Raw genomic sequence first — 21074 nt, forward strand, 5'->3', positions numbered from 1 at the left:
AGCCGTGCAGCTGATTGAAACGGCCGGGTAGCACTCCTCACTTACAGTCATCCTGAGCAGCGCGAAGGACCTTCTCATGTAAGAACGAGTCGTTGTTACGATTATCGTTCCTGCGTGAGAAGGTCCTTCGCGCTGCTCAGGATGACAATCTTCTTACCCTCCTACCCCCTTGCCCTCTTACCCTACCTACGGATGCGCGGCTACCCACGTGGTGCCGTCTTCGTAAAACTCTTTCTTCCAGATGGGTACCACCTGCTTCAAGGTGTCGATGATGTACTGGCAGGCGGCAAACGACTCGGCGCGGTGAGGGGTAGACACGGCCACGATAACCGCTACGTCGCCAATAAATAGAGTGCCCTTGCGGTGAATGACCACGACTTTGCGCAGCATCGGCCACTTTTCCTGGGCCTGCTCGGCTACTTTGCGCAATTGGTGTAGCGCCATGCTGTCGTAGGCCTCATACTCGAGGCGCACCACGCGGCGGCCGGTGCTTTGGTTGCGCACCGTGCCGATAAAGGAATTGACCGCCCCAGCACCGTCGTCCTCGGCCAGTTGCAGGGCGGCAGTAATGTCAATGGGCTGGTCGGTGAGGTCGATGTGCATTTGGATATGGGTAGTGTCCGGAAGAAAATTGTCATCCTTCATCTGGCGTCCGCTTGCGAAGGGCCTTTTCACGCTGGAACGTTAACCGTTTAAACTATTCGTTCTAGTGTGAAAAGGCCCTTCGCAAGCGGACGCCAGAGGAAGGATGACAGTTAAAGAGATATTATTTACCCGCCGCTTACGGGTGGAATCAGAGCTATTTCGTCGCGCTCGTGCAGGGGGGTGTCGTCGGTGGCGTAGTCGTTGTTGACGGCCACGGCCAAGCTGCTAAGTTTGCCCAGCGCGGGGTACTGCTGACGCAATTCTGCCAGTAGATTCTGCACTAATTGGCCGTCGGGTGTGGTCAGCTCCAGGGTAGGCCGCCCCACGATTTCGCGGGTGATGCCGAAGAGGGCAATGGTTAATTTCATTTGGCGAAAGAATGAACAAAGCAACTGTTTTGTTGCTTAACTAGTACCTTCAAAAGAAGCCTACCCGCTTTTTGTTCCAATAGTTGTCTTCGCCGGCGTCGGTGGGGCGTTTTCGCATTCCTTCATGTCCGCTACTCCTACTGTTCTCTACGATTCGCACGGCCGGCCGCTGGAGTATGTTCGCTTGGCCGTAACGGACCGCTGCAACTTGCGCTGCTTCTACTGCATGCCCGAAGAAGGCATTCAATACGTGCCGCGCCAAGAACTGCTGACCTACGAGGAAATGACCCGCTTGGTAACGCTGCTAGCTGGCCTGGGCGTGCGCAAAGTGCGCCTCACGGGCGGCGAGCCGTTTGTACGGCGCGGCCTGATGGGCTTTATTGAGCAGCTCACGCACATTCAGGGCATCAATGATATCAGCCTGACCACCAACGGCGTACTCACAGCGCCCCACGTGCCCGAGCTAGCCCGCATGGGTGTACGTGCCGTAAACTTGAGCCTGGACACGCTGGACCGAGCACGTTTTCACCAAATCACGCGCCGCGACGAGCTGCCCCAGGTGCTGGATACGTTCTACGCCCTGCTGGCCGCTGGTATTCGCGTGAAAATCAACGCCGTGGTGATGGATGGGCAGAACATCCAGGACCTGATTCCGCTGGCCGAACTCACCCGCGACCTATCCGTGGAAATGCGCTTCATCGAGGAAATGCCCTTCAATGGCGGCAGCCACGCGGCTACCCTCCCCTGGAATCACCGTCGCATTCGGGAACACCTGGAGCAGCACTTTGGCGCGTTTACGCCGCTGCCTACCTCCCTGGGCGCTACAGCCATCGAATACAGCGTGGCCGGTCACCAGGGCACTATTGGTATCATTGCGGCCTACTCGCGCACGTTCTGCGGTACCTGCAACCGCATACGCCTCACGGCCGAAGGCGGCGTCAAAACCTGCCTCTACGACCAAGGCGTACTCGATATCCGGGCCATGCTGCGCGGCGGTTCCTCCGACGCGGATATCGTAGCGGCTCTCTCCAATGCCTTCCGCTACCGCGCTGCCAACGGCTTCGAGGCCGAAAGCCAGCGCCCGTTACATCAACTCAGCTTCGAGTCGATGTCGACGATTGGGGGGTAGGGAGACCCCACCCCCAGCCCCTCCCCTCCGGGAGAGGGGTGCCAGACGATATGCACAAGAATCGTTGAACGCACCCCTCTCCCGGAGGGGAGGGGCTGGGGGTGGGGTAAGTACGTACTGATTCGTTACCCTCCTAAAACCAACAAAGCCACTCCAATTTGGAGTGGCTTTGTTATTATAATAACCCAGTGCTTACTTCAGCACTTCGGCCGCCTGCCGGCACACGTCGCGGGCAATGGCCAGGTTCGTGTCGCGGGAGTTCACTACCAGGTAAATAAACTTCTTGCCGTCCTCCGTGATGTTGAGCAGGTGCAGCTGGTTGGTGAGGCTGATGAGGATATCATCAATCTTTTCGCCGGTCAGCTTCAGGGCCGTCATGGCCTTTTGCTTTTGCTTTACCACCTCCGTGTTGTAAGCCGCCGCCGTTTCGGGGTTCAGGTTGGGGGTGTTGGAGTGCGACGCCAGGGCCATGCCCGACTGAATATCAACAACGGCTACGGCCATCAGGCCGGGTAGCGAGTCGAGGATGTTTTGTACCGATTGACCAGCAGGAGTGTTCGTAGAGTAAGCCATACTATGATACCTGAAATGTGAGTGAAAACAAGAAGAGATGAAGACCGCGCAGAATTCTAAATCAGCGGGTTAGGCTGGTTTGCTTCTGCTGTGTGGACTAGTACAAGGATGAAGCCGCTAGGCCCGGGCAACCAGCTCTTTTTGCTGACTTGCTACTTTTTTGCAGCGAACGGTAGGATTTCTACAGCGAGTGGAAAAACCTTGAAAACTCTGGTCCAGCGTTACCGCTTACGACTTCAGCAGCCGGTCCAACCCTACCTCGTCAAACAACAGCCGGCCAATTTTCAGCTGCGACCAACCCCGACGGAGCCGGTAGGAAAACACCGGACGGCCGTCGACGATGGAGCAGTCGATGTGGTAAGCGCCCACCGCCGCACCCAGTGGTGGCAGTTGCTCTTCTAGCTGCAACAGGTGGGTGGAGAGGAAAAAGACGGAGCGTGGAAAGCGCGTGAGGCCGCCGACAGTAGTTTGGGTGATGTCCAGCGCATCGTCCTGGTTCGTACCGCGAAATAGCTCATCAAACACCGCAAAGTACCGCTGCTGCCCCTTATGCGCCGACTGCTCCACTACGGTTTTCAGGTGGAGCAGCTCGGTCATGAAGTGGCTGTAGCCGCTGCGCAAATTATCGTTGAGGTTGATGCTGACTGCAATGGTATCGAAGTAGGGTAGGGTGCACGCCGTGGCCGGCACGCCCAAGCCCAGGTGCGCTAGGTACACGCACAAGCTTATGGCTTTCAGAAACGTAGACTTACCGGCCATGTTAGGGCCCGTGAGTAGGAGCACATTTTCGCCGGGTTGCAGCCGAAAGGTATTGCGCACTGCTTGGGGCACAAGCGGATGGTAGAGGTTTTCTACCACCAATTGCTGGTCGTCGAATCGGGCAAAGCACAACTGGTGCTGCATCACGCCTTTCGCCACCGACCAATAGGCCTCAAACCGAAATAAAAACGACCAGAACGCCGTAGTTTCTTCGGCTGTTAGTTTTTGCACTGCATTGGTAGTCTGCAAGATGTGGGAGACGGTGAAGGCGTTTTCTCGCACCGCCGCAGCCTGCGCGCCTAAGTCAAATAAGCCCAGAAAGTCATTGGCAGCGGTTAACTCAGCCCTGAAAGCTGGCGGAAAAGAGGTGAGGTCGAGGCGAGCGAGGTAGCTGGTATGCAGCTTTTCCAGAAAGAGAATCAGCTGCACTACCTGTGACTGAACGTGGTGACGCTTTGCCTCCGAAAAGAAAAACTGCCACCGGGCCTTCGCCCCGGCAGCCAGCAAATAGCGTCCGCTCTGCACCTCCTGCATAAACGACTGGGCCCCGCGGAAGTACAGCACCGAGTAGGAGAAATTGCCTAGCACTGCCCAGTTGTTGAGAAATGCCTGAACGACGGCCTGTCGCTCGGCTACGGCTGCTTTGGTAGGTGGCCGTTCGTCAAACAGCCGTCGCAACGCGGCCTCCGACTGTTCCTGGTGGGTGAAGTTGAAGAGCGGCAGAATGTCGCGCTCCACCTGCAAGTCGTCGATAAGCAGCATAAGGTAGGGGGCTAGGGTACATGCTCCCAACGCCAGACACAAGCCAAAGCGTGTGCGCTCCCCCAAAGCAGCTTAACCGTGAGGCAATGATGATAAGGGAAAGAAGAAATCGTCGGTATTTGGGCGCCGCCGTATAGAGAAACCTTACTCACGGAGCAGCGCAAGTAGGCTATGTCAGATTTATGGTGGCGAGTGCCCATCTTCATGGGTGGAGTCTTTCTGGTGTTGGCTACGGTATTGGCTGCCGTTCGCTCCTTCGTGCTGCCCCGCAGCGAAGCAGTACGCATCAACAAATGGGCGCTGACCTTGGTGCGCTACCTGTTTGATACGGTAGCTGTATTCGGCAAAACCTACGCCCAGCGCGACCGGGTAATGGCGCTGTTTGCACCGGTAGGACTGGTAATGCTACCCCTTATATGCTTGGGGCTGGTGTCGGCTGGGTACACTGCCATCTATTGGGCGCTGGGCAGCGGTAGCCTGACGCGGTGCTACAAGCTCAGCAGCAGCTCCCTGCTCACGCTGGGTACCGACGAGTCCCGTTCGCTCGTGGTTAGCGCCTTTTCCTACTCCGAGGCAGCACTGGGCCTGCTGCTTATCACACTGCTGATATCGTATATTCCAACCATGTATCAGGCCTTTGCCCGGCGTGAGGCCGTGGTAAGTCAGCTGGAACTGCGCGCCGGCAACAACCGCTCGGCCATCGACCTGGTATGCTGGCTGGGTCGCTCCCATTCCCTCGACGACGACCAGAAGGAATGGGACCAGTGGGCGGCCTGGTTTGTGGAGTTGGAGGCCAGTCACACGTCATTGCCCATGCTCACGTTTTTTCGGTCGCCGCAGCCAGGGCGCTCCTGGGTAACGGCCGCAAATATCATTTTAGACACAGCAGCGCTTATTCTCAGTGGCGTAGACCAAACCTCCAATCGGTATACACAGCTATGCTTCCGGGCCGGGTGCATGTCGCTGAATCGGATTATGCGCTATTTTCACGACCATTCTCACACGCGGGTGTCCTTCTGGCGGCGGGAAAAGAATGCAATTGTTGACCCCGATCCGGCCGCCTATGCAGCGGCCTTGGAGCAGCTGGCTGCCCAGGGAATTCCGATAGTGGTAGACCAGGATGCCGCCTGGGAGAAGTACCAGGAGCTGCGTACGCACTACTTCGACGCCGTAGACTACCTGGCGCGCCTCACTAGCTCGCCCCACTTGCAAGCCTTGTACGTGGAGCCCTCGGTGGCCGACGAGAAAGAGGCGCAGCAGGCCATAGAAACGGCAGCCGCCCACGATCAAAAAATATCTCTTGATTAGGAAGCACGCATAATCCAGTCAAATTTGTGGAGCGAAGGCTACGATATGCGTTGCGCCTTAGGCCTCATTCTTCATTCAGGAAGAATAGAATCTTCCTGATAGGGTACACTTATACCTGGTGATGTTCTCCAAGCTGACCACCGTGCTGGCCGTGGGGGGCGTGGCCGTCATCACCTCCAACCCCGGCTCGGGGATGCACGCGCTGGTACAGGAGCACCAGATGGGCATTCTGATAGAAGCCGAAAACCAGCAGGCCCTGAACGACGGCATTGCCGCAGCCATGTCGCAAGACACTACACAGTTCAGCCAGAATGCCCGCCGCTACGCCGAGCAGCACCTGTCGCTGGAAGGCGTGATGCGCGGCTACGAGCAGCTGTTGCTAACGTGCTAGCAGAGAAGTATCTGGCCGGTCCGACGCCGTAGGCGTCCGACCGGTCGTCGTTGAACGAGCTGCGTGCTGATGTCTGCGTGCTCGTTGCCCAATCTGCACGCAAACGCCTGCCAGTGCCTACCCCCGGCGGCGCGGCCGACCGCAACGACGACCGGTCGGACGCCTACGGCGTCGGACCGGCAAGGCCATTTGCAAACTTGTGCCCGGTGAAAGAGGTTAAGATACTACACGTATCATTTCCTACCCTTCTCGCCCTTTGCAATCTTTCCTACCCCCCACCAGCTACGAGTACGTAACCGTGCAGAAGGTGACAGCCGGACACGGTGCGGCCACCGCCACCGACGTGCTGGCCGCCGAAGAACCCCTGGAAATCAGGGTAGGCTATGGGCCGACGGATGCGCGCGAGCACCGCACCCTGGCCATTACCATGCGCACGCCCGGCCATGATTTTGAGTTGGCCGCGGGCTTCCTACTCACCGAAGGCATCATTCGAAGTAGGGCAGAGCTGAACGGTGTTATCTATTGCCCCGACGTAACTAAGGAAGAGGAGCGCGAAAACGTGGTGCGCGCCGAGCTGGCTACTTCCGTCCCGGTGGATCTGCCGCGCCTGGAGCGTCACTTCTACACCAGCAGCAGCTGTGGCGTCTGCGGCAAAACCAGCATCGACGCGGTGCACGCCAGCAGCTGCCCCGTGCTCCCCACCGATGGCCCCTACCTGGAGGCCAGCATTATCCATGAGCTACCTGAGCGGCAACGGGCAGCCCAGGAGGTATTCGAGCAAACCGGCGGCCTGCACGCAGCGGCCCTCTTCTCACCCACCGGCGAGCTGCGCCTGCTGCGTGAAGACGTGGGGCGCCACAACGCCCTCGACAAAGCCATTGGTGCGGCCCTACTCAATGAGCAATTGCCCCTACACGATACCGTGCTGCTGGTAAGCGGCCGAGCCTCGTTTGAGCTAGTGCAGAAGGCTGCCGTGGCGGGTATTCCGGTGCTGGCCGCCGTGGGCGCCCCTAGTAGCCTAGCCGTGCAGGCCGCCGCTGGTTTCGGCATGACGCTGCTGGGCTTTGTGCGCCAGCAACGGTATAATATCTATTCGCACCCGTGGCGGATTAAGGGTGAAATAGTGAACTTGTAAGGGGTAAGTAAGCAAAAGCGCTTGTCATCCTAAGCTTGCGAAGGACCTTCTCACGCTAGAACGATGCTCGTAGCAATGACTCGTTCAGCCGTGAGAAGGACCTTCGCAAGCTCAGGATGACACATGATTTTTCGACTTGCTACCTCTGGCGTGGGTCGCAAATGCGTCAGCAGTTGCGCCTCTCTTCATCATTTCGCCACTCATCATCTCACTACTTCACAACCTCAAAACTTTCCTCTCCCACCCATGAAGCTCCGTTTTGAAGATAACACCCTGCGCCTTCGTCTCTCGGAAGAAGAAGTAGCAACCTTCGGCGAAACCGGACAAGTAGCCTCCCACGTGCCACTGGCGCCCGGCCCCGACGGCACGCTCACTTACGCCCTGCAACGCGCCCCCGACAACTCCACGGCTGCCGCCGAAGCCCTGCGCGTGGCCTACCTGCCGGGGCGCCTCACGGTGCTGGTGCCCGAAACAATAGCACACAATTGGGTTGCGTCCGAAGAAATTAGCCTTTCTGCTACCCTGCACGTAGCCGAAGCGACTGAGTTGCGTATATTAGTAGAGAAAGACTTAGGCTGCCGGCATTAGTACGCAAGTGGCTTTCCTGTGTAACTGAATCTAAACCACCCGAGACTGAAATGGAAGAATCACCGAAAACCAACCCGGCTAAGGCTGGCAAGAGCCAGGAACAAAAGGCTGAAAACGCCCCGAAAAGTGGCGAGCGCCCAGATCAGGGCGAAGCGCCCGTGACTGACAACTACCGTCCCGACCCACAGGGCGAGCGGGACCAGGAAAATATTCCGGCCCCCGATGTGGCCGGTGCCAAATACAAGAACCCCATTCTGGCGCAGCCGCCAGAAGCTCTAACGGGTCTGAAGCTGGAAGAGCAAGCTAAGGTAGCGGCGGGCGTAACGGCCGTTATCAAATCGATGGAGTTTAGCTGGAGTGAAGGCGGCGTAGGCCGTGGCACCAAAGCTCTACTTGGTCTCAACCAGAAGGACGGTTTCGACTGCTCCAGCTGCGCCTGGCCCGACCCGGACCATCACCGCTCGGTGGCGGAGTTCTGCGAAAACGGCGCCAAAGCCACGGCTTCTGACGCCGACGACAAAGCCGCTGGCCCTGAGTTCTTTGCTAAGCATAGCCTGGCCGAGTTGTCGCGCATGACCGACCGCGACCAAAACAACGCGGGTCGCCTGACGCACCCAATGGTAAAGCGACCCGGCGGTACGCACTACGAGCCCATTGAGTGGCCCGAGGCGTTCCAGATCGTGGCCGACGAGTTGAACGCGCTGGACTCGCCCAACGAGGCGGTGTTCTACACTTCCGGCAAAGTGCCCAACGAGCCGGCTTTCCTGTTCCAGCTTTTCGCTAAGCAGTTCGGCACCAACAACCTGCCCGACTGCTCCAACATGTGCCACGAAAGCAGCGGCGCGGCGTTGTCGACTACGCTTGGGCTAGGCAAGGGCTCGGTCACGCTGAATGATATTCATGAGGCGGAAGTCATCATGATTATCGGCCAGAATCCCGGTACCAACCACCCGCGTATGCTCTCGGCTCTGCAAGAAGCCAAGCGTAATGGAGCCAAAATTATCAGCGTGAATCCGCTGATCGAAGCCGGCCTCAACCACTTCAAAAACCCGCAGGATTTCATGAATCCGCTGCTGGTATTGGGTACACTACTCGGCAACGGTACGACCATCACCGACGTGTTTTTGCAAGTGCGCGTGGATGGTGATATGGCCTTGCTGCGCGGCATTATGAAGCACCTGCTGGCCGCCGAGGAATTGAACCCCGGTAAGGTAGTTGACCACGACTTCATTGCCGAGTACTGCACCGGCTACGACGCTGTGGTGGAGAACATCCAGAATACCAGCTGGGAGGATATTGAGGAGCTGAGCGGCTGCACCCGCGAGCAACTCTTGGAAGCCGCTAATCTGCTGGCGCACAAAAAGAAAATTATTGCCTGCTGGGCCATGGGCCTCACGCAGCAGCGCCAGGGTGTGCAAACCATTCAGGAGCTAGTAAACCTGCTGCTGATGAAAGGCGCCGTAGGCAAGCCCGGCGCGGGCACTTGCCCAGTGCGCGGCCACTCCAACGTGCAGGGCGACCGGACCATGGGTGTGTGGGAACAGCCTACCAAGCAGTTCCAGGACTCGCTGGCAGAAGAGTTCAACTTCACGCCTCCTTACAAGCACGGCTACGATACGGTAGAAAGTATCAAGGCCATGTACAAGGGCAAAACGAAGGTATTCGTTAGCCTAGGCGGCAACCTGCTGGCGGCTGGCCCCGATACAGAAGTTATTGCCGAAGGCATGCGCAAGCAGAAGCTGACCGTATTTGTGGGCACCAAGCTCAACCGCGGCCACCTGACTACCGGCGAAACCAGCCTGCTGCTACCCTGCTTTACGCACGTCGATATCGACATGCAGAAATCGGGACACCAGATGACCTCCTGCGAAAACTCGATGGGTGTGGTGAGCCAGAACAAAGGCATCTTGGTGCCGCTGGCCGGGCAGATGATGAGCGAAGTTGCCATCCTGAGCGGCATTGCTATTGCTACCCTGGGCGAGCGAACCAACATTGCCGATTGGGTAGCCATGACGGAAAACTACGACGTCATCCGCGACCACATCAGCCGTGTGATTCCGGGCTTCGATAACTTCAACGAGAAGCTGCGTCGTCCTGGCGGGTTCTACCTACCCAACGGCCCCCGCGACCGGAAGTTTACGACGGAAAACGGCAAGGCCAACTTCACCAAAACCGAGTTGGAGAAGTACACCCTGGAGCCCGACCAACTGGTGCTGATGACCATCCGTTCGCACGACCAGTTCAACACCACCATCTACGACTACAACGACCGGTACCGCGGCGTGTACGGCGAGCGGCGCGTGCTGTTCATGAACAAGCAGGACATGGCCGACCGCGGCCTGGAGTCCAAGCAGCTCATCGACATCACAAGCCACTACGAGGGTAATATGCGTACCGTGGAGAAGTTCCTGGCCATCCCGTACGACATTCCGCGCGGCAACGTGTCGGCGTACTTCCCCGAGGCCAACCCGCTGGTACCCGTTGCCAGCGTAGCCAAGGTCAGCAACACGCCTACCTCCAAATACGTGGTGGTGACGGTAGTAGCCTCGGAAGCGGTGAGGAAGACGCAAAAGGCCAAGCCGGAAGCGGTGGAGGCGTAAGTGTCAAACGCGGCTAAATGAAGAGGCCCGACCGTTTTCACGGTCGGGCCTCTTTGTGTTTGGCAGGGTAGGAAACGCTAGAATGGATAGCCGATAGCAATATTCAGTTTCACTGGCTTGAAGCCAGTAGGTTTATCTTCGTACAAGCCTTCCGGACTGCCTACCGGAGCTGTGAAAGAATACGGATAGATGAGCGGATACGCCGCGTCTAGACGAATCACGAAGAATTGCACGTCGATGCGGATACCGGCGCCAGCGCCCACGGCTATCTGTTTCATAAACGTGTTGAATTTGAACTGTCCATTCAGGCCGTCGGGGTTGCCATTGTCGTCGTAGGTCACGCGGCTGGGGTCGGCGTTTACCAGCCACACGTTGCCGGCATCTACAAACAGGGCGCCCTTCACGTAGGGAAACAGGTCCTGGCGGTATTCCACGTTGGCTTCCAGCTTGATGTCGCCTACCTGGTCGTAGAAGCCGCCTTGCTCGGCCGCCGTAGTGCGGTAAGTGCCGGGGCCGAGGCCGCGGGCGTTGAAAGCCCGGATACTGTTGGGGCCACCGATGCCGTACTGCTTGAGGTAAGGCAGCACGTCGGAGTTCTTGTAGGGCATCCCTACCCCAATCAGCAGGCGGGTAGCAAACTTGTTGCCGCTGGTAGGGTCGAGTGACGTACGGAAATAGTCGCGTAGCTCCAGGTTTACCTGGGTGTATTGCGAATAGGCCTGACCAAACAGCGTATAGGCGTCGCGCGGATTAGTGTCGCCTATGGGCATTTTGCTGGCGCCTGCGAGGCTCTGAATCAGGTAGGCTAGATTACCTGATAAATTGATGCCCCCGCTAAAATAAATCTGGTTGCGCTTGTTGTCCAGCACCTGCTGGTTATAGGTGTAGGTATAGCTGCTACCCAGGATAAACTGTTGCCGAAAGCTGCGCGCTAGAAACGGCCGCTGGTCCAGAATATCCTGGAACCTACCCGTCACGCCGCTCAGGCGGTTGTATTGCAAGTCAATGGGTTGAAACTGCTGCTCGTTGGTGGCTTTGGTCTTCCAGGAGTATCCGTAGCCCAGGTTGAACACGTCCTGCCGGAAATACTCGGTGCGCGACACCAGCTTATACCCTGCGTTGAAGAACGTGCGCGGCTGGAAGTCGGAGTTAGCCAATCGGATGTCGAACGGCGGCGTAATCAGGCGCGGTACCAGCAGCTTGGCATCAATACCGTACTGCGTGGACGTGATGCCCGACAACGTGCCCTTGCCCTGCTCTACCGACGCTGTGGCATTGACAATCAGCTGCTCGGCGCCGCGTAGGGCTGAGCGGTTACGGTATTCCACCACCAAGGCCGGCCCCGTAAAGATGTTCGACACGTTCATTTGCAGCTCTGCCCGCAACGATTTCTTGGGCACCTGCGTCATGCGCACAAGGGAGTTCAGCTTGCCGTATTCTGCCGAGTCGGGCGCATTGCGGGCCGGGCGGTACTGGATATCCACGTACTTAAACGTGCCCAGGCTCATGAGGCGGGCCAGCGTCTGGTCGGAGCGGCGACGACGATACACGCTGTCGGGGTACAGGAATACGGCGTTGGTAATGGCCTTGGCCCGGAACATCGACTCGTCGGGGAAATAACGGTAGCCCTGGTACATCATGGGCTGCACGTTGGTGGTGGTGTCGGAGAGCTTGAAGTCCGTGTTCAGCGTTACGCGGTTGAGCACGTAGGGGCGCGCTGCCTTGGGCGGAATCGTGCCCTTCACCTTCACGTACACGTTGGCCTCGTTATCAAGGGTGCTATCCACCTGAAAAAGAATGTACTCGGGCGTGAAGTAATAATAGCCCTGGTTCTTGAGGGCCGCGTCGATGCGGGTGCGCTCGTTGATGAACGTTTGCAGGTTATACGGGTCGCCTACCTTCAGCAACGTGCCCGGCTGGGTAGCCCGAATGGCGGCGTCCAGCAGCGTGTCGCGGTCGGGAAAGTGAATCTCCTTGATGCGATAGGGCTTGCCCACATTGGCCGTGTAATCAACGGAAGCCGTCTGGTCTTTCGTGATGATTTTGCTGGTGACGGTAGGCTTGAAGTACCCGTTGTTGTTGAGGCGGTTCCGCATCAAGTCCTGCACGCGCTGGGTGTCTACTTCGGCTAGCAGCACGGGCTTTTCACCGTACTTATCGGCCAGCCAGTGGCCCAGGCCTTTTTCCTTGCCTACCCCCATGTGCCAGAAATACAGCTTGGGCCGCAGGCCCAAAATGGAGCTGTTGGGCTTGGGCGCAATCACGCCTTCCAGCTGGGTAGTCAGCTCGCTTTCGTTGGGAATAGCTGCGTCCGACTTCAGCTTCACGGTGCTACCCGTGTAGAGCTTGGAGCCTTCGGGGATGAACTTGGTGCCGCTGCACCCGGCTACCGCCAGCCACAGCGAGGCCACCAGCACCGAGAGCGGAAACGAGAAGCGGGACATCATCGGGGAAGAAAAACGAATCAAAAGGCAGAAATAAAAGGCGAAACAATGAGCAGGGAGGGCGCGAAGATAGCGCCAGAACCAGGCGCGCTACCGCTGGGTAGAGTCGCGCCGGGCCACGGTGCGGGCGCGGGTGGAGTCCCGGCGCGTTGTGGTGCGGGTGGAGTCGCGCCGGGCGGGTGCTGCGGCAGTACGGGTGGCAGTAGAGTCCTGGGCAGCTTTCTTTTCTTCCTTGTCCTGTCGGCGGCGCTGCTTGCTTTCTTGCTTCACATCTTTATCGATGCCCTTAAACAGGTCGGCCAGGTTTTGGTAGTCGCGCTGGAAAATCAGGGAGGCTCCGTTGCGCACGTATTGCCCGTCGATGTCGCCGTAGGCGTTGTTGCGGTAGGCGCGTAGGCGCAGGCGGCCGTTGGCCAGGATGTTGTACTCAATGCTCACGTCGCCCCCAAAGTTGCTGACGCTCTGGTTGCCCTGCGAGGCAGGGTTACCACCAGCTAGGGGCACATCGGTACCCAGGCGCACCGTGAGGCGGTTATTGAGCAGCTGGCGGCGCACGGCCACGTTCAGGTCGGTGCGGGTGCTCTGGTTGCCGGCCTTATCGAACTGATTCTGCGAGTCTACCCCCAGTTCTACGCCCAAGTTGGAGAGGTAGCTGCCTGTGAGATTGTTGAGCTGCTGGGTGAGCACCTGGCTAGCCGAGCCGCGCAGCTGGTCGCCCACAATGCTACCCCCACCCGTCGACTGGAAGGGGTCGTCGGTCATGAAGCGGCCCAGTACTAGCAGGGAGAACACCTGCTTGTTTAGCTCGCTGGTTTCGCTGGGCTGCCGCAACTGCGCCAAGCGGTTTTCAATCTGCGGACGTAGCGGAGAGCTGTTGTTTTCCGGGAGCTTAATGTCGAAATCAATCAGCGGCTTCAGCATCTCGCCTTTCACATTCAGGAACACGCGGAACGGGATGGTGTTGCGGGCCAAGTTCTTGTCTGTGTCAGAGTTGGTGCCCTGCGACGACAGCAGCTCCGAAGGCGCCGCTTTGATGTTGTAGATGGCCGACACGTTCAGCTGGGCGTTGTACGGGTCGCCGGCCCATACAATGGTGCTACCCTCCGCAATTTCGAAGTCGCGCTCTACCAAGTCATACAGCGACATATGGTACTGACCTTCTTTCACGGCCAGCGCCCCGCTGAGCGTGATAGTACCGGCCGGGTCAATGGCAGTGTTCAGCGTGCCCGATGCCTGCACGCGCAGGTTGTCACCGGTGATGGGGTCGATGATGATGGTGAAGGGCGTATCGTCGTTGATGGTGATGGTAGCGGCAATATCGAAGCCTGCTGCCGTCTGCGCCGAATCAACTTGTACTTGCCGGGCTAGCATGGTATCCAGCGGCGCGCTCTTGTCGATGAACTGCACAATGCCTTCGCTCTCTACCTTACCGGCTTCGTCGTTGGGCACTACCACCGTCAGCGCCGATGGGTCTACCACGGTAGCTGTGGTACGTACTCTAGGTAGGTTCAGGTCGCCGGTGATGCGGGTGTCGGAGTCTACTACCAGCTTGCCGTAGTACAGCTCGTTGTCCTTGGCTGTGCTCTGCACGGCAATGAAATCATTGGTAGTGGCCCGAAGCTGGAAGCGATAATCGTCGATGTAATTCTGCGTCAGCACGTAACCATTCACCACAGCCTTATTGCGTAGCGAGTCTAGAATCGTGAAGTTATCGAAGCGAATACCCCGGTCGTCGAACACCAGGCTTTCGTTGGGTAGGGTGAAGGGTGAGCCAAGCTGGGTGATACGGAAGCCTGCGTCGTTGGTGTTCAGGCTCCCCCGAATCTGAGGCGCGCTGGTAGTGCCTGCAATGCTCATCTGGCCCGTGAGGTAGCCGCTCATGTCCTTAATCTCGCCGGCCGCGAAGGGCTCGGCGGTGGCTAGATTCAGGCGCGTTACGTTCACGTTCATATCCAAAGTGCCGCTGGCGAGGTAGGCGCCGGTGGCGCGCACGTCGTTGTTGTTGGGGCCACCGGTCAGGCGGGCATCTACCTCGTAGCGGTCGGTGGTAGGGTTGGTAGCTTTCAGCGAGACATCCCCAATGACCGATTTATTGTAGGCAAATTGGTTGAGGTTCGCGTCGGCTGTGAAGGCCATGCGCGGCTGCCCAATGGCCCGCACCACGGCCTCGCCGTTCAGCGTGCCGCCCACCAGCGAGTCCTGCAAGCCGCCGGCTGTGGCCAGCATGTTCAGGTCGAGGTTTTGGAGACGGGCTTGCAGCGGATAGTCGGCGCCGGATAAGGTTTGCAGGGCAATCAGCTGGTTGCCCTGGCTCAGATTCACGTTCTCGGCCCGAATGGCGCCGCTGTTCACGTTGTAAGCAATGGAGTTGTTGGGCGCCACGGTCCACTGCTGATCGTTGAGCACCAGCTTGGGGTCGAAGCTGAACGAGTAGGCATCACCCTGTTCGAGCACCTGCAACGCGCCAGCTAAGTCCAGCTTAGTGGTGCTGTCCTTCTCGGCAATGCGTAGGTGGGTGCCTACCTTGTTATTGGCGATGCTACCCGTGAGGCTGGGGTGGGGGAGGCGCAGGCTAGTGTCCTGGGTTACCTGGTTGAGGCGCACGGCATAGTCCAGCTTCTGCGGGTCCGACGATACATTCAGACGCAGCGAATCCATGCGGTAGCCGGTGTACACAATCACCGGCACGCGGGCATTCATAGTAAGGTCGGCATCGCGGCTGTCAAAGCTGCCCGTCAGCTTGAAGGGCGACAGGGTAGTGAGGCCATCCACCATGTTGGTGGCAATGCGCGTATCCAGCAAGCTGGCATCGAAGGTGAACTGCCGCACAGGTCCGCCCGGCTGGTAGCGCACGCCCGGCAAATCGAAATAGCGGTCGATGTGCTCTTGCAACACCGTGGCCAAGTCGCCAAGTGGGGTGTTGCCTTGCAAGTTCACGGCCAACACATTCGAGTCCAGGTTCAAGGACGTGTTGCCCGGCTGCTGCACAATCTTGCCCTGCAACCGGTCGAACACGATGGGTTGGTTGTCGAGCACAATGGCTACGTCGGTACCCGAGAACGTACCGTTGATGGTGTTGGCGCTGGCTCCGCTCAGGTCGAAATTCAGGTTCCCCTGCACCCGCAAATCACCGCCGGTATAGAAGCCCAGCTTGGTGAGGTTGGCGCCTTTGATGTTGGTATTGAAGCTGTACGCCGGGTTGTCGGCGTCGCGCAGATTTACTACCCCGTCGAGCGTGAAGGCCAGGTTGGCGTCTTTCTCGCTACGGGCCGTGATGTCATACTTGTTGCGGTCGATGTCTACCACCGCGTTGATGTCATGGTATACATAACCCTGGTAGCCCGCGCGCTGCACGTCGGCCACGAGGCGGCCTACCATGGTATTAGGGTCGAGGCCGCGGCCGTTGAAGCGGCCGGTGGCCGTTACGCTGCCAATGGTGGGGTCGCGCAACACCTTGCCTACGTTGAAATTCTGCACGGCAAAGCGGGCCGTAATGGGTTCCCTACCAGCCGGACCGGCTTCCATGTTCACCACGGCATTGGCGTTTCCGTAGGTGGTTTGCACCTTCAGATTGGTGTCAAATACCATGGCAGTGGGCCTACCCTTGAAGGTGCCCGATGCGGCAATGTTGGGGGGTAGGGAATAGCCAGCTGGAATGGTACCCTTGGGTACCAAGCTCCGAATGTCGGCGTCGGTGGTCGTAAACTTTTGCACGTCGAAATCGGCATACAGGCGGCGGTCCGTTTCGGGCAGGCCCTGGATGCGGCCACTGCCCACCACCTGCGTATTGCGGAAGCCCACAAAGTTCAGGTTGCGAATGCGCATGTCGCCCACACGGCCGTCCACCTGCCCACTAATCAGCACCGATTGATCGGGGCCAGTGGTGAAGGGTGGGGTGCTGGCAATGTCGGGGTAGAGGTAGAGAATGTCGCGGAAACCGATGCGGGTTTCGCGTAGGTCGCCCTCAATCTTGAGGTTGGCAATGTCATCGGCAATGCCGCCCAGGCTTTCGTAGCCCATGGCCAGCGTGCGCCGGATGCGGGTATTGGGCGTTACCAAGTCGAGATTATCCAGGCGCGTTTGCACCGAATCGAATATCACATCGGCCTCGGCGTGGTTGATCTGAAAGCCGCTTTGCTCCTTGCCCTTCAACTCGTTGATGCGGCCGGTGGTGCTGTTCTCGGTGTATACTAGGTTGTTGGTTTGCAGGGCCAGGTCCGTGAAATCCAAGTGGTTGTAGTCCATGGCCGGCACGCGGGTCTTCTGCTTGGGCTCGTTGAAGTTGTCGAACTTCACATCCAGGCCACTGATGTCAGACTTCTTCAGCGTCACGGCCCAACTGGTCGAGTCGCCGGTGGTTTTGGTTACGGCGCTATCCAATCCGCGCACTACCTCGGCGGGGTTGATGGTGCGCTGCTCCGTCGGTATGTCTTTGTTCTGGGCGTAGGCGAAGGTGCTGTTCTTGAGCACCAGCGAGTTCAAGGCTACCTTGCTGTTAATCAAGTCGATGTTGTCAGCAGTTACTTCTGCCTGCCCAATTTTCGTATTGATATACTGCCCCGAGGGGTCATCCTGGTACACCAGACTCACGGTATCCAAGTTCACTTTGTTTAGGTCGAACGTGAGCGTGAGCGGCTCAGAAGGTGTGTCCGGCGTTATTTTAGTTTGCCGAATGTTGAAGCCGGCGCGGGCCAGCTTGGCATCACCAACCCGGTAAATCGACTTATCCACGTCTACCTCCTCCATATTCACGGCCAGCTCGCCTACCCGGCTGCGCACGTTCATGCCATCTACCTGGTCCTGGTAGGTCAGGAAAATATTGGTCAGGCGCACATCGCCGATGTTGTATTTGAAGCCGCCCGTGGTGTCGGCGGGGGTGGTGGTAGCCGTATCGGCAGTAGCGAAAGCGGCCGTGATGTAGTCGAAATTATAGGCGCTGTCAGGCTCGGTGCGCGTGATGTGCACGGTGCCGTCGTTCAGCTCCAGGGAGCTAAGGTTGATTTCCGACTTGGTGAGAGCCCACAAATCTAGATCGACGCCCAAATGGCCCACCGACACCAGTGTATCACCTTTTTGGTCTTCCAGATACACCCCGTCTAGACTGATGGCGTGCTTGAAATCCGTGCGAAACTTACCGATGCGCACCTCCGTGCCAATCTTATCTTGCAAGTAGGAAGCTGCTTTGTTGGCAGCAAAATCCTGCACTCCCGGGAATTGCAGCGCAACGACCACTCCTATAATAAGAAGCAGCACAAAGGCCAGCAAACCAAGAATACCGTAAAGGATGCGACGGGCGAAAGTAGGCAAGGGAAATAGGCAAAAAGAGATTGAATCGAGATAACCAACGCAAAACTACCCGCTTAGGTTGGCTTCGGAGGCTATTAGCTATTGACCGATGGCTGTTAGCTTCTTCCACATAAAAGCCGACGTTAACAGCCATCAGCTAATAGCTAACAGTTGTAGCTTCGCACCCGGTTTGGTCGTAAACCCTACCAGACCCTTCGCATTCTTTTCCTACTCACGCGCTGCGTATGATTCTCCGTTTTTCTATTCCCTACTTCACTGCCTGGGGGCAACGCCTGGTGGTATGCGGTTCTGAGCCTAGCCTGGGCAACTGGAACCTTGATCAGGCTCTAAACCTGCACTTCGACCCCGCCGTGGGCACCTGGAGCCAGGAAATTACTCTGCCGGATACCGCCAGCGGCACCGTCTCCTATAAGTATATGTTGCTGAACCAGCAGGACGGTACCCAGGAGTGGGAATGGGGGCCTAATCGTACTATCGACTACCAGCAGGGCCAATACCAGCGCGTCCTGCTGCACGATTTCTGGCGGGCACCCGCCGAACCCGAAAATGAGCTGTTTACGGCCGCTTTCACCGAGGCCCTGATGCGCCGCCCTACCCCCGCGCCAGCCGATGCTGCCACGGAGGGCGTGACCGGCAACACCGCGGTGCGCTTCCAGTTGGCCGCGCCGCGTGTGCCCTCGGGTTGCCAGGTGTGCGTGCTGGGCTCCGATGCCGCCCTGGGCGCTTGGGATGCCAAGCAGGCCCTAGTGCTATCGGATGCCGACTACCCTACCTGGCACGCCGACGTAACCCTGGCCCAACCCGACCGCATTGCTTTATATAAGTATGGTATATGGGACCCGGCCACCCAAACCATGGTGCAGCTGGAAACCGGCGAAGACCGGGTGCTGCCGCCTTCCGAGCAGGAGTACACCCTGCGCGTGCGCGCCGACGAAAACTTCCGCTACACCACCGGTCACTGGCGCGGGGCCGGCGTGGCCCTCCCCGTGTTTGCCCTGCGCAGCCAGCAAGGCCTGGGGGTAGGCGAGTTCCCCGATTTGAAGCTGCTGATGGACTGGGCCGTGCGCACCAACTTGCAGCTGGTACAGGTATTGCCCATCAACGATACCACCGCTACCCATACCTGGGTAGACAGTTACCCCTACGCCGCCATTTCGGTGTTTGCCCTGCACCCGCAGTACCTGAACCTGGATGCGGTGGCCGAGCTGCAAGACCCCGCCGACCGCGCCGAGCTGGACCGCCTGCGTGAGGAGCTGAATGCTAAGGATTTTGTGGATTACGAGCCAGTGATGAACGCCAAATGGGCGTTTATTCGCAAGCTCTACCAGCAAGAGAAAAAGCAGTTCTTATCCGATCCGGCGTTCAAAGCGTTTTTGCAGGAGCAGCGCAGCTGGCTGGTGCCGTACGCGGCCTTCTCAGCCCTACGCGACCGGTTCGGGACGGCCGATTTTCAGCAGTGGCCCCAGGAGTTCCGCGCTCCGCACGACCTGGAAGCTCTCACGGCCCAGACGCAACCCGACTTCGACGAGTTCGGTGTGCACTTCTTCACGCAATTCCACCTCGATAAACAGCTGCTCGACGCCGTGAACTACGGCCGCGAGCGGGGCGTGGTGCTGAAGGGCGACCTGCCCATTGGCATCTACCGCCACTCCGTGGATGCCTGGACCCAGCCCGAGCTGTACCATATGGACCGCCAAGCCGGCGCCCCACCAGACGACTTCTCTACCACCGGCCAAAACTGGCGCTTCCCTACCTACAACTGGGAGCGCATGGCCGAGGACGATTACGCGTGGTGGAAGCAGCGCATGGGCCACTTAGCCCGCTACTTCGACGCCCTGCGCATCGACCACATCCTAGGCTTCTTCCGCATCTGGGAGATGCCCGGTAACTCGGTGGAGGGCCTGTTGGGCCACTTTGCGCCGGCCCTACCCCTGCACCGCGATGAGATTGAGCGCCGCTTGGGTTGGTTTGACTATGGCCGCCTGTGTATGCCTTACATCCGGTGGCACATGTTGCAAGACATCTTCCACGACCAGGCCCAGGCCGTGTACGACGAGTACATGGACGATGCTGGTTACGGTGCCATCCAACTGAAGCCGCACGTGGCCTCGCAGCGTCAGATTGAGGCATATGTAGACGAAAAGATTGCCCGCGAGCCGCATAGCGCTGACCACTACAAGTGGCTGCGTACAGGCCTGTATCAGTTGGTGAACGAGGTGCTGTTCCTACCCGCTGGCAACGACTATTACCACCCGCGCATCACGCTCAACAAAACCTACTCCTTCCGCGAACTGGACGGCGACGAAGCCCGCCGTCGACTCTACGACGACATCTACATCAATTTCTTCTACGGCCGCAACGAGGAGTTCTGGCGCGAGCAGGGCCTCATTAAGCTGCCGCCCGTACGCTACGCCACCAACATGCTGATTTGCGGCGAAGACCTGGGCATGGTACCTGCCTCGGTGCCCGGCGTGATGAAGCAGCTTGGCATCCTGGGCCTCAACATCCAGCGTATGCCCTCCGACCCTAAGGTGGAGTTCGGCCACCCCGACGCGGCGCCCTACCTTTCCGTCGTTAGCCCCGGCTCGCACGACATGAGCACCCTGCGCGGCTGGTGGGAGGAAGACCGCCAGAAAACCCAGCACTTCTTCGAAAACACGCTGGGCCACTGGGGCGAGCAGGCGCCTTATTACTGCGAGCCGTGGGTGGCCCGCGAGATTGTAGCGCAACACCTGCACTCGCCAGCTATGTGGGCCATCTTCCCGCTCCAGGATCTGTTGGCTCTCAGCGCCGACCTGCGCCGCGAGAACCCGCAGGACGAGCAGATCAACGTTCCGGCCAACCCGCAGCACTTCTGGAAATACCGCCTGCACCTCGATTTGGAAGACCTGAATCGGGCCACCAATTTCAATCACGAGTTGCAGACATTAATAGCCGTGCGCGGTCGGGCTCTGCTGTAATGCCAGTACTCCCTTCCTATCTGCAAAAATAACGCAGTAACATTCTGCGAAAAGCCCTGCTTCACCTTGTGTGGAGTAGGGCTTTTTTTGTATACAATATATTGT

General features: G+C 58.4%; 13 protein-coding genes. 7 read left to right on the top strand and 6 right to left on the bottom strand.

The window, feature by feature from the left end; all coding sequences use genetic code 11:
• Positions 1-186: 186 nt before the first annotated feature.
• Complete coding sequence (locus KYK14_RS11225; RefSeq protein ID WP_185282095.1) at positions 187-603, bottom strand: molybdenum cofactor biosynthesis protein MoaE; 417 nt, start codon at positions 601-603, stop codon at positions 187-189.
• 167 nt (positions 604-770) lie between these two features.
• Positions 771-1013: a molybdopterin converting factor subunit 1 gene (gene moaD, locus KYK14_RS11230; protein WP_219158900.1), complete on the bottom strand. Its 243-nt coding sequence runs from the start codon at positions 1011-1013 to the stop codon at positions 771-773.
• 124 nt (positions 1014-1137) lie between these two features.
• Between moaD and moaA the strand changes: the two genes are divergently transcribed.
• Positions 1138-2142: a GTP 3',8-cyclase MoaA gene (gene moaA, locus KYK14_RS11235; RefSeq protein ID WP_219158901.1), complete on the top strand. Its 1005-nt coding sequence runs from the start codon at positions 1138-1140 to the stop codon at positions 2140-2142.
• A 192-nt stretch (positions 2143-2334) separates the two neighbouring features.
• Here the strand turns inward: moaA and KYK14_RS11240 are convergent, their stop codons facing one another.
• Together KYK14_RS11240 and KYK14_RS11245 are read right to left on the bottom strand one after the other, a co-directional pair.
• Entirely contained in the window at positions 2335-2715 is a 381-nt protein-coding gene (locus KYK14_RS11240) for a hypothetical protein (protein ID WP_185282098.1), read from the bottom strand.
• A gap of 228 nt (positions 2716-2943) precedes the next feature.
• Complete coding sequence (locus tag KYK14_RS11245) at positions 2944-4236, bottom strand: MutS-related protein (protein ID WP_219158902.1); 1293 nt, start codon at positions 4234-4236, stop codon at positions 2944-2946.
• Positions 4237-4407: 171 nt separating this feature from the next.
• Between KYK14_RS11245 and KYK14_RS11250 the strand changes: the two genes are divergently transcribed.
• The 5 genes from KYK14_RS11250 (at position 4408) to KYK14_RS11270 (ending at position 10258) form a co-directional block, all read left to right on the top strand.
• Positions 4408-5544 (top strand): hypothetical protein, encoded by a 1137-nt coding sequence (locus tag KYK14_RS11250; protein WP_219158903.1) that lies wholly within the window; start codon positions 4408-4410, stop codon positions 5542-5544.
• 121 nt (positions 5545-5665) lie between these two features.
• Positions 5666-5935: a glycosyltransferase gene (locus tag KYK14_RS11255; protein ID WP_219158904.1), complete on the top strand. Its 270-nt coding sequence runs from the start codon at positions 5666-5668 to the stop codon at positions 5933-5935.
• A 256-nt stretch (positions 5936-6191) separates the two neighbouring features.
• Positions 6192-7070, top strand: a complete 879-nt coding sequence (gene fdhD, locus KYK14_RS11260; protein ID WP_185282102.1) for a formate dehydrogenase accessory sulfurtransferase FdhD — start codon at positions 6192-6194, stop codon at positions 7068-7070.
• A 246-nt stretch (positions 7071-7316) separates the two neighbouring features.
• Positions 7317-7658, top strand: a complete 342-nt coding sequence (locus KYK14_RS11265; RefSeq protein WP_219158905.1) for a DUF7009 family protein — start codon at positions 7317-7319, stop codon at positions 7656-7658.
• A 50-nt stretch (positions 7659-7708) separates the two neighbouring features.
• Positions 7709-10258 (top strand): FdhF/YdeP family oxidoreductase, encoded by a 2550-nt coding sequence (locus KYK14_RS11270; protein ID WP_219158906.1) that lies wholly within the window; start codon positions 7709-7711, stop codon positions 10256-10258.
• A 77-nt stretch (positions 10259-10335) separates the two neighbouring features.
• Here KYK14_RS11270 and tamL read toward each other — a convergent pair whose 3' ends face one another.
• Complete coding sequence (gene tamL, locus KYK14_RS11275) at positions 10336-12705, bottom strand: translocation and assembly module lipoprotein TamL (RefSeq protein WP_219158907.1); 2370 nt, start codon at positions 12703-12705, stop codon at positions 10336-10338.
• Positions 12706-12792: 87 nt separating this feature from the next.
• Complete coding sequence (locus tag KYK14_RS11280; RefSeq protein WP_219158908.1) at positions 12793-18009, bottom strand: translocation/assembly module TamB domain-containing protein; 5217 nt, start codon at positions 18007-18009, stop codon at positions 12793-12795.
• A gap of 224 nt (positions 18010-18233) precedes the next feature.
• On the opposite strand from KYK14_RS11280, the gene KYK14_RS11285 reads away from it, so the two are divergent.
• On the top strand, positions 18234-20969 hold the full coding sequence (locus KYK14_RS11285; RefSeq protein ID WP_219158909.1) for a 4-alpha-glucanotransferase: 2736 nt from the start codon (positions 18234-18236) through the stop codon (positions 20967-20969).
• Positions 20970-21074: the final 105 nt, after the last annotated feature.

Source organism: Hymenobacter profundi, assembly GCF_019334315.1.
GTDB lineage: Bacteria > Bacteroidota > Bacteroidia > Cytophagales > Hymenobacteraceae > Hymenobacter > Hymenobacter profundi.

Bases quoted from the DNA above. Each gene is read 5' to 3' on its own strand.
- KYK14_RS11270 (WP_219158906.1), top strand. From the start codon at position 7,709: ATGGAAGAATCACCGAAAACCAACCCGGCTAAGGCTGGCAAGAGCCAG.
- moaA (WP_219158901.1), top strand. From the start codon at position 1,138: ATGTCCGCTACTCCTACTGTTCTCTACGATTCGCACGGCCGGCCGCTG.
- moaD (WP_219158900.1), bottom strand. From the start codon at position 1,013: ATGAAATTAACCATTGCCCTCTTCGGCATCACCCGCGAAATCGTGGGG.
- KYK14_RS11265 (WP_219158905.1), top strand. From the start codon at position 7,317: ATGAAGCTCCGTTTTGAAGATAACACCCTGCGCCTTCGTCTCTCGGAA.
- KYK14_RS11285 (WP_219158909.1), top strand. From the start codon at position 18,234: ATGATTCTCCGTTTTTCTATTCCCTACTTCACTGCCTGGGGGCAACGC.
- KYK14_RS11245 (WP_219158902.1), bottom strand. From the start codon at position 4,236: ATGCTGCTTATCGACGACTTGCAGGTGGAGCGCGACATTCTGCCGCTC.
- KYK14_RS11255 (WP_219158904.1), top strand. From the start codon at position 5,666: ATGTTCTCCAAGCTGACCACCGTGCTGGCCGTGGGGGGCGTGGCCGTC.
- tamL (WP_219158907.1), bottom strand. From the start codon at position 12,705: ATGATGTCCCGCTTCTCGTTTCCGCTCTCGGTGCTGGTGGCCTCGCTG.
- KYK14_RS11250 (WP_219158903.1), top strand. From the start codon at position 4,408: ATGTCAGATTTATGGTGGCGAGTGCCCATCTTCATGGGTGGAGTCTTT.
- KYK14_RS11225 (WP_185282095.1), bottom strand. From the start codon at position 603: ATGCACATCGACCTCACCGACCAGCCCATTGACATTACTGCCGCCCTG.
- KYK14_RS11240 (WP_185282098.1), bottom strand. From the start codon at position 2,715: ATGGCTTACTCTACGAACACTCCTGCTGGTCAATCGGTACAAAACATC.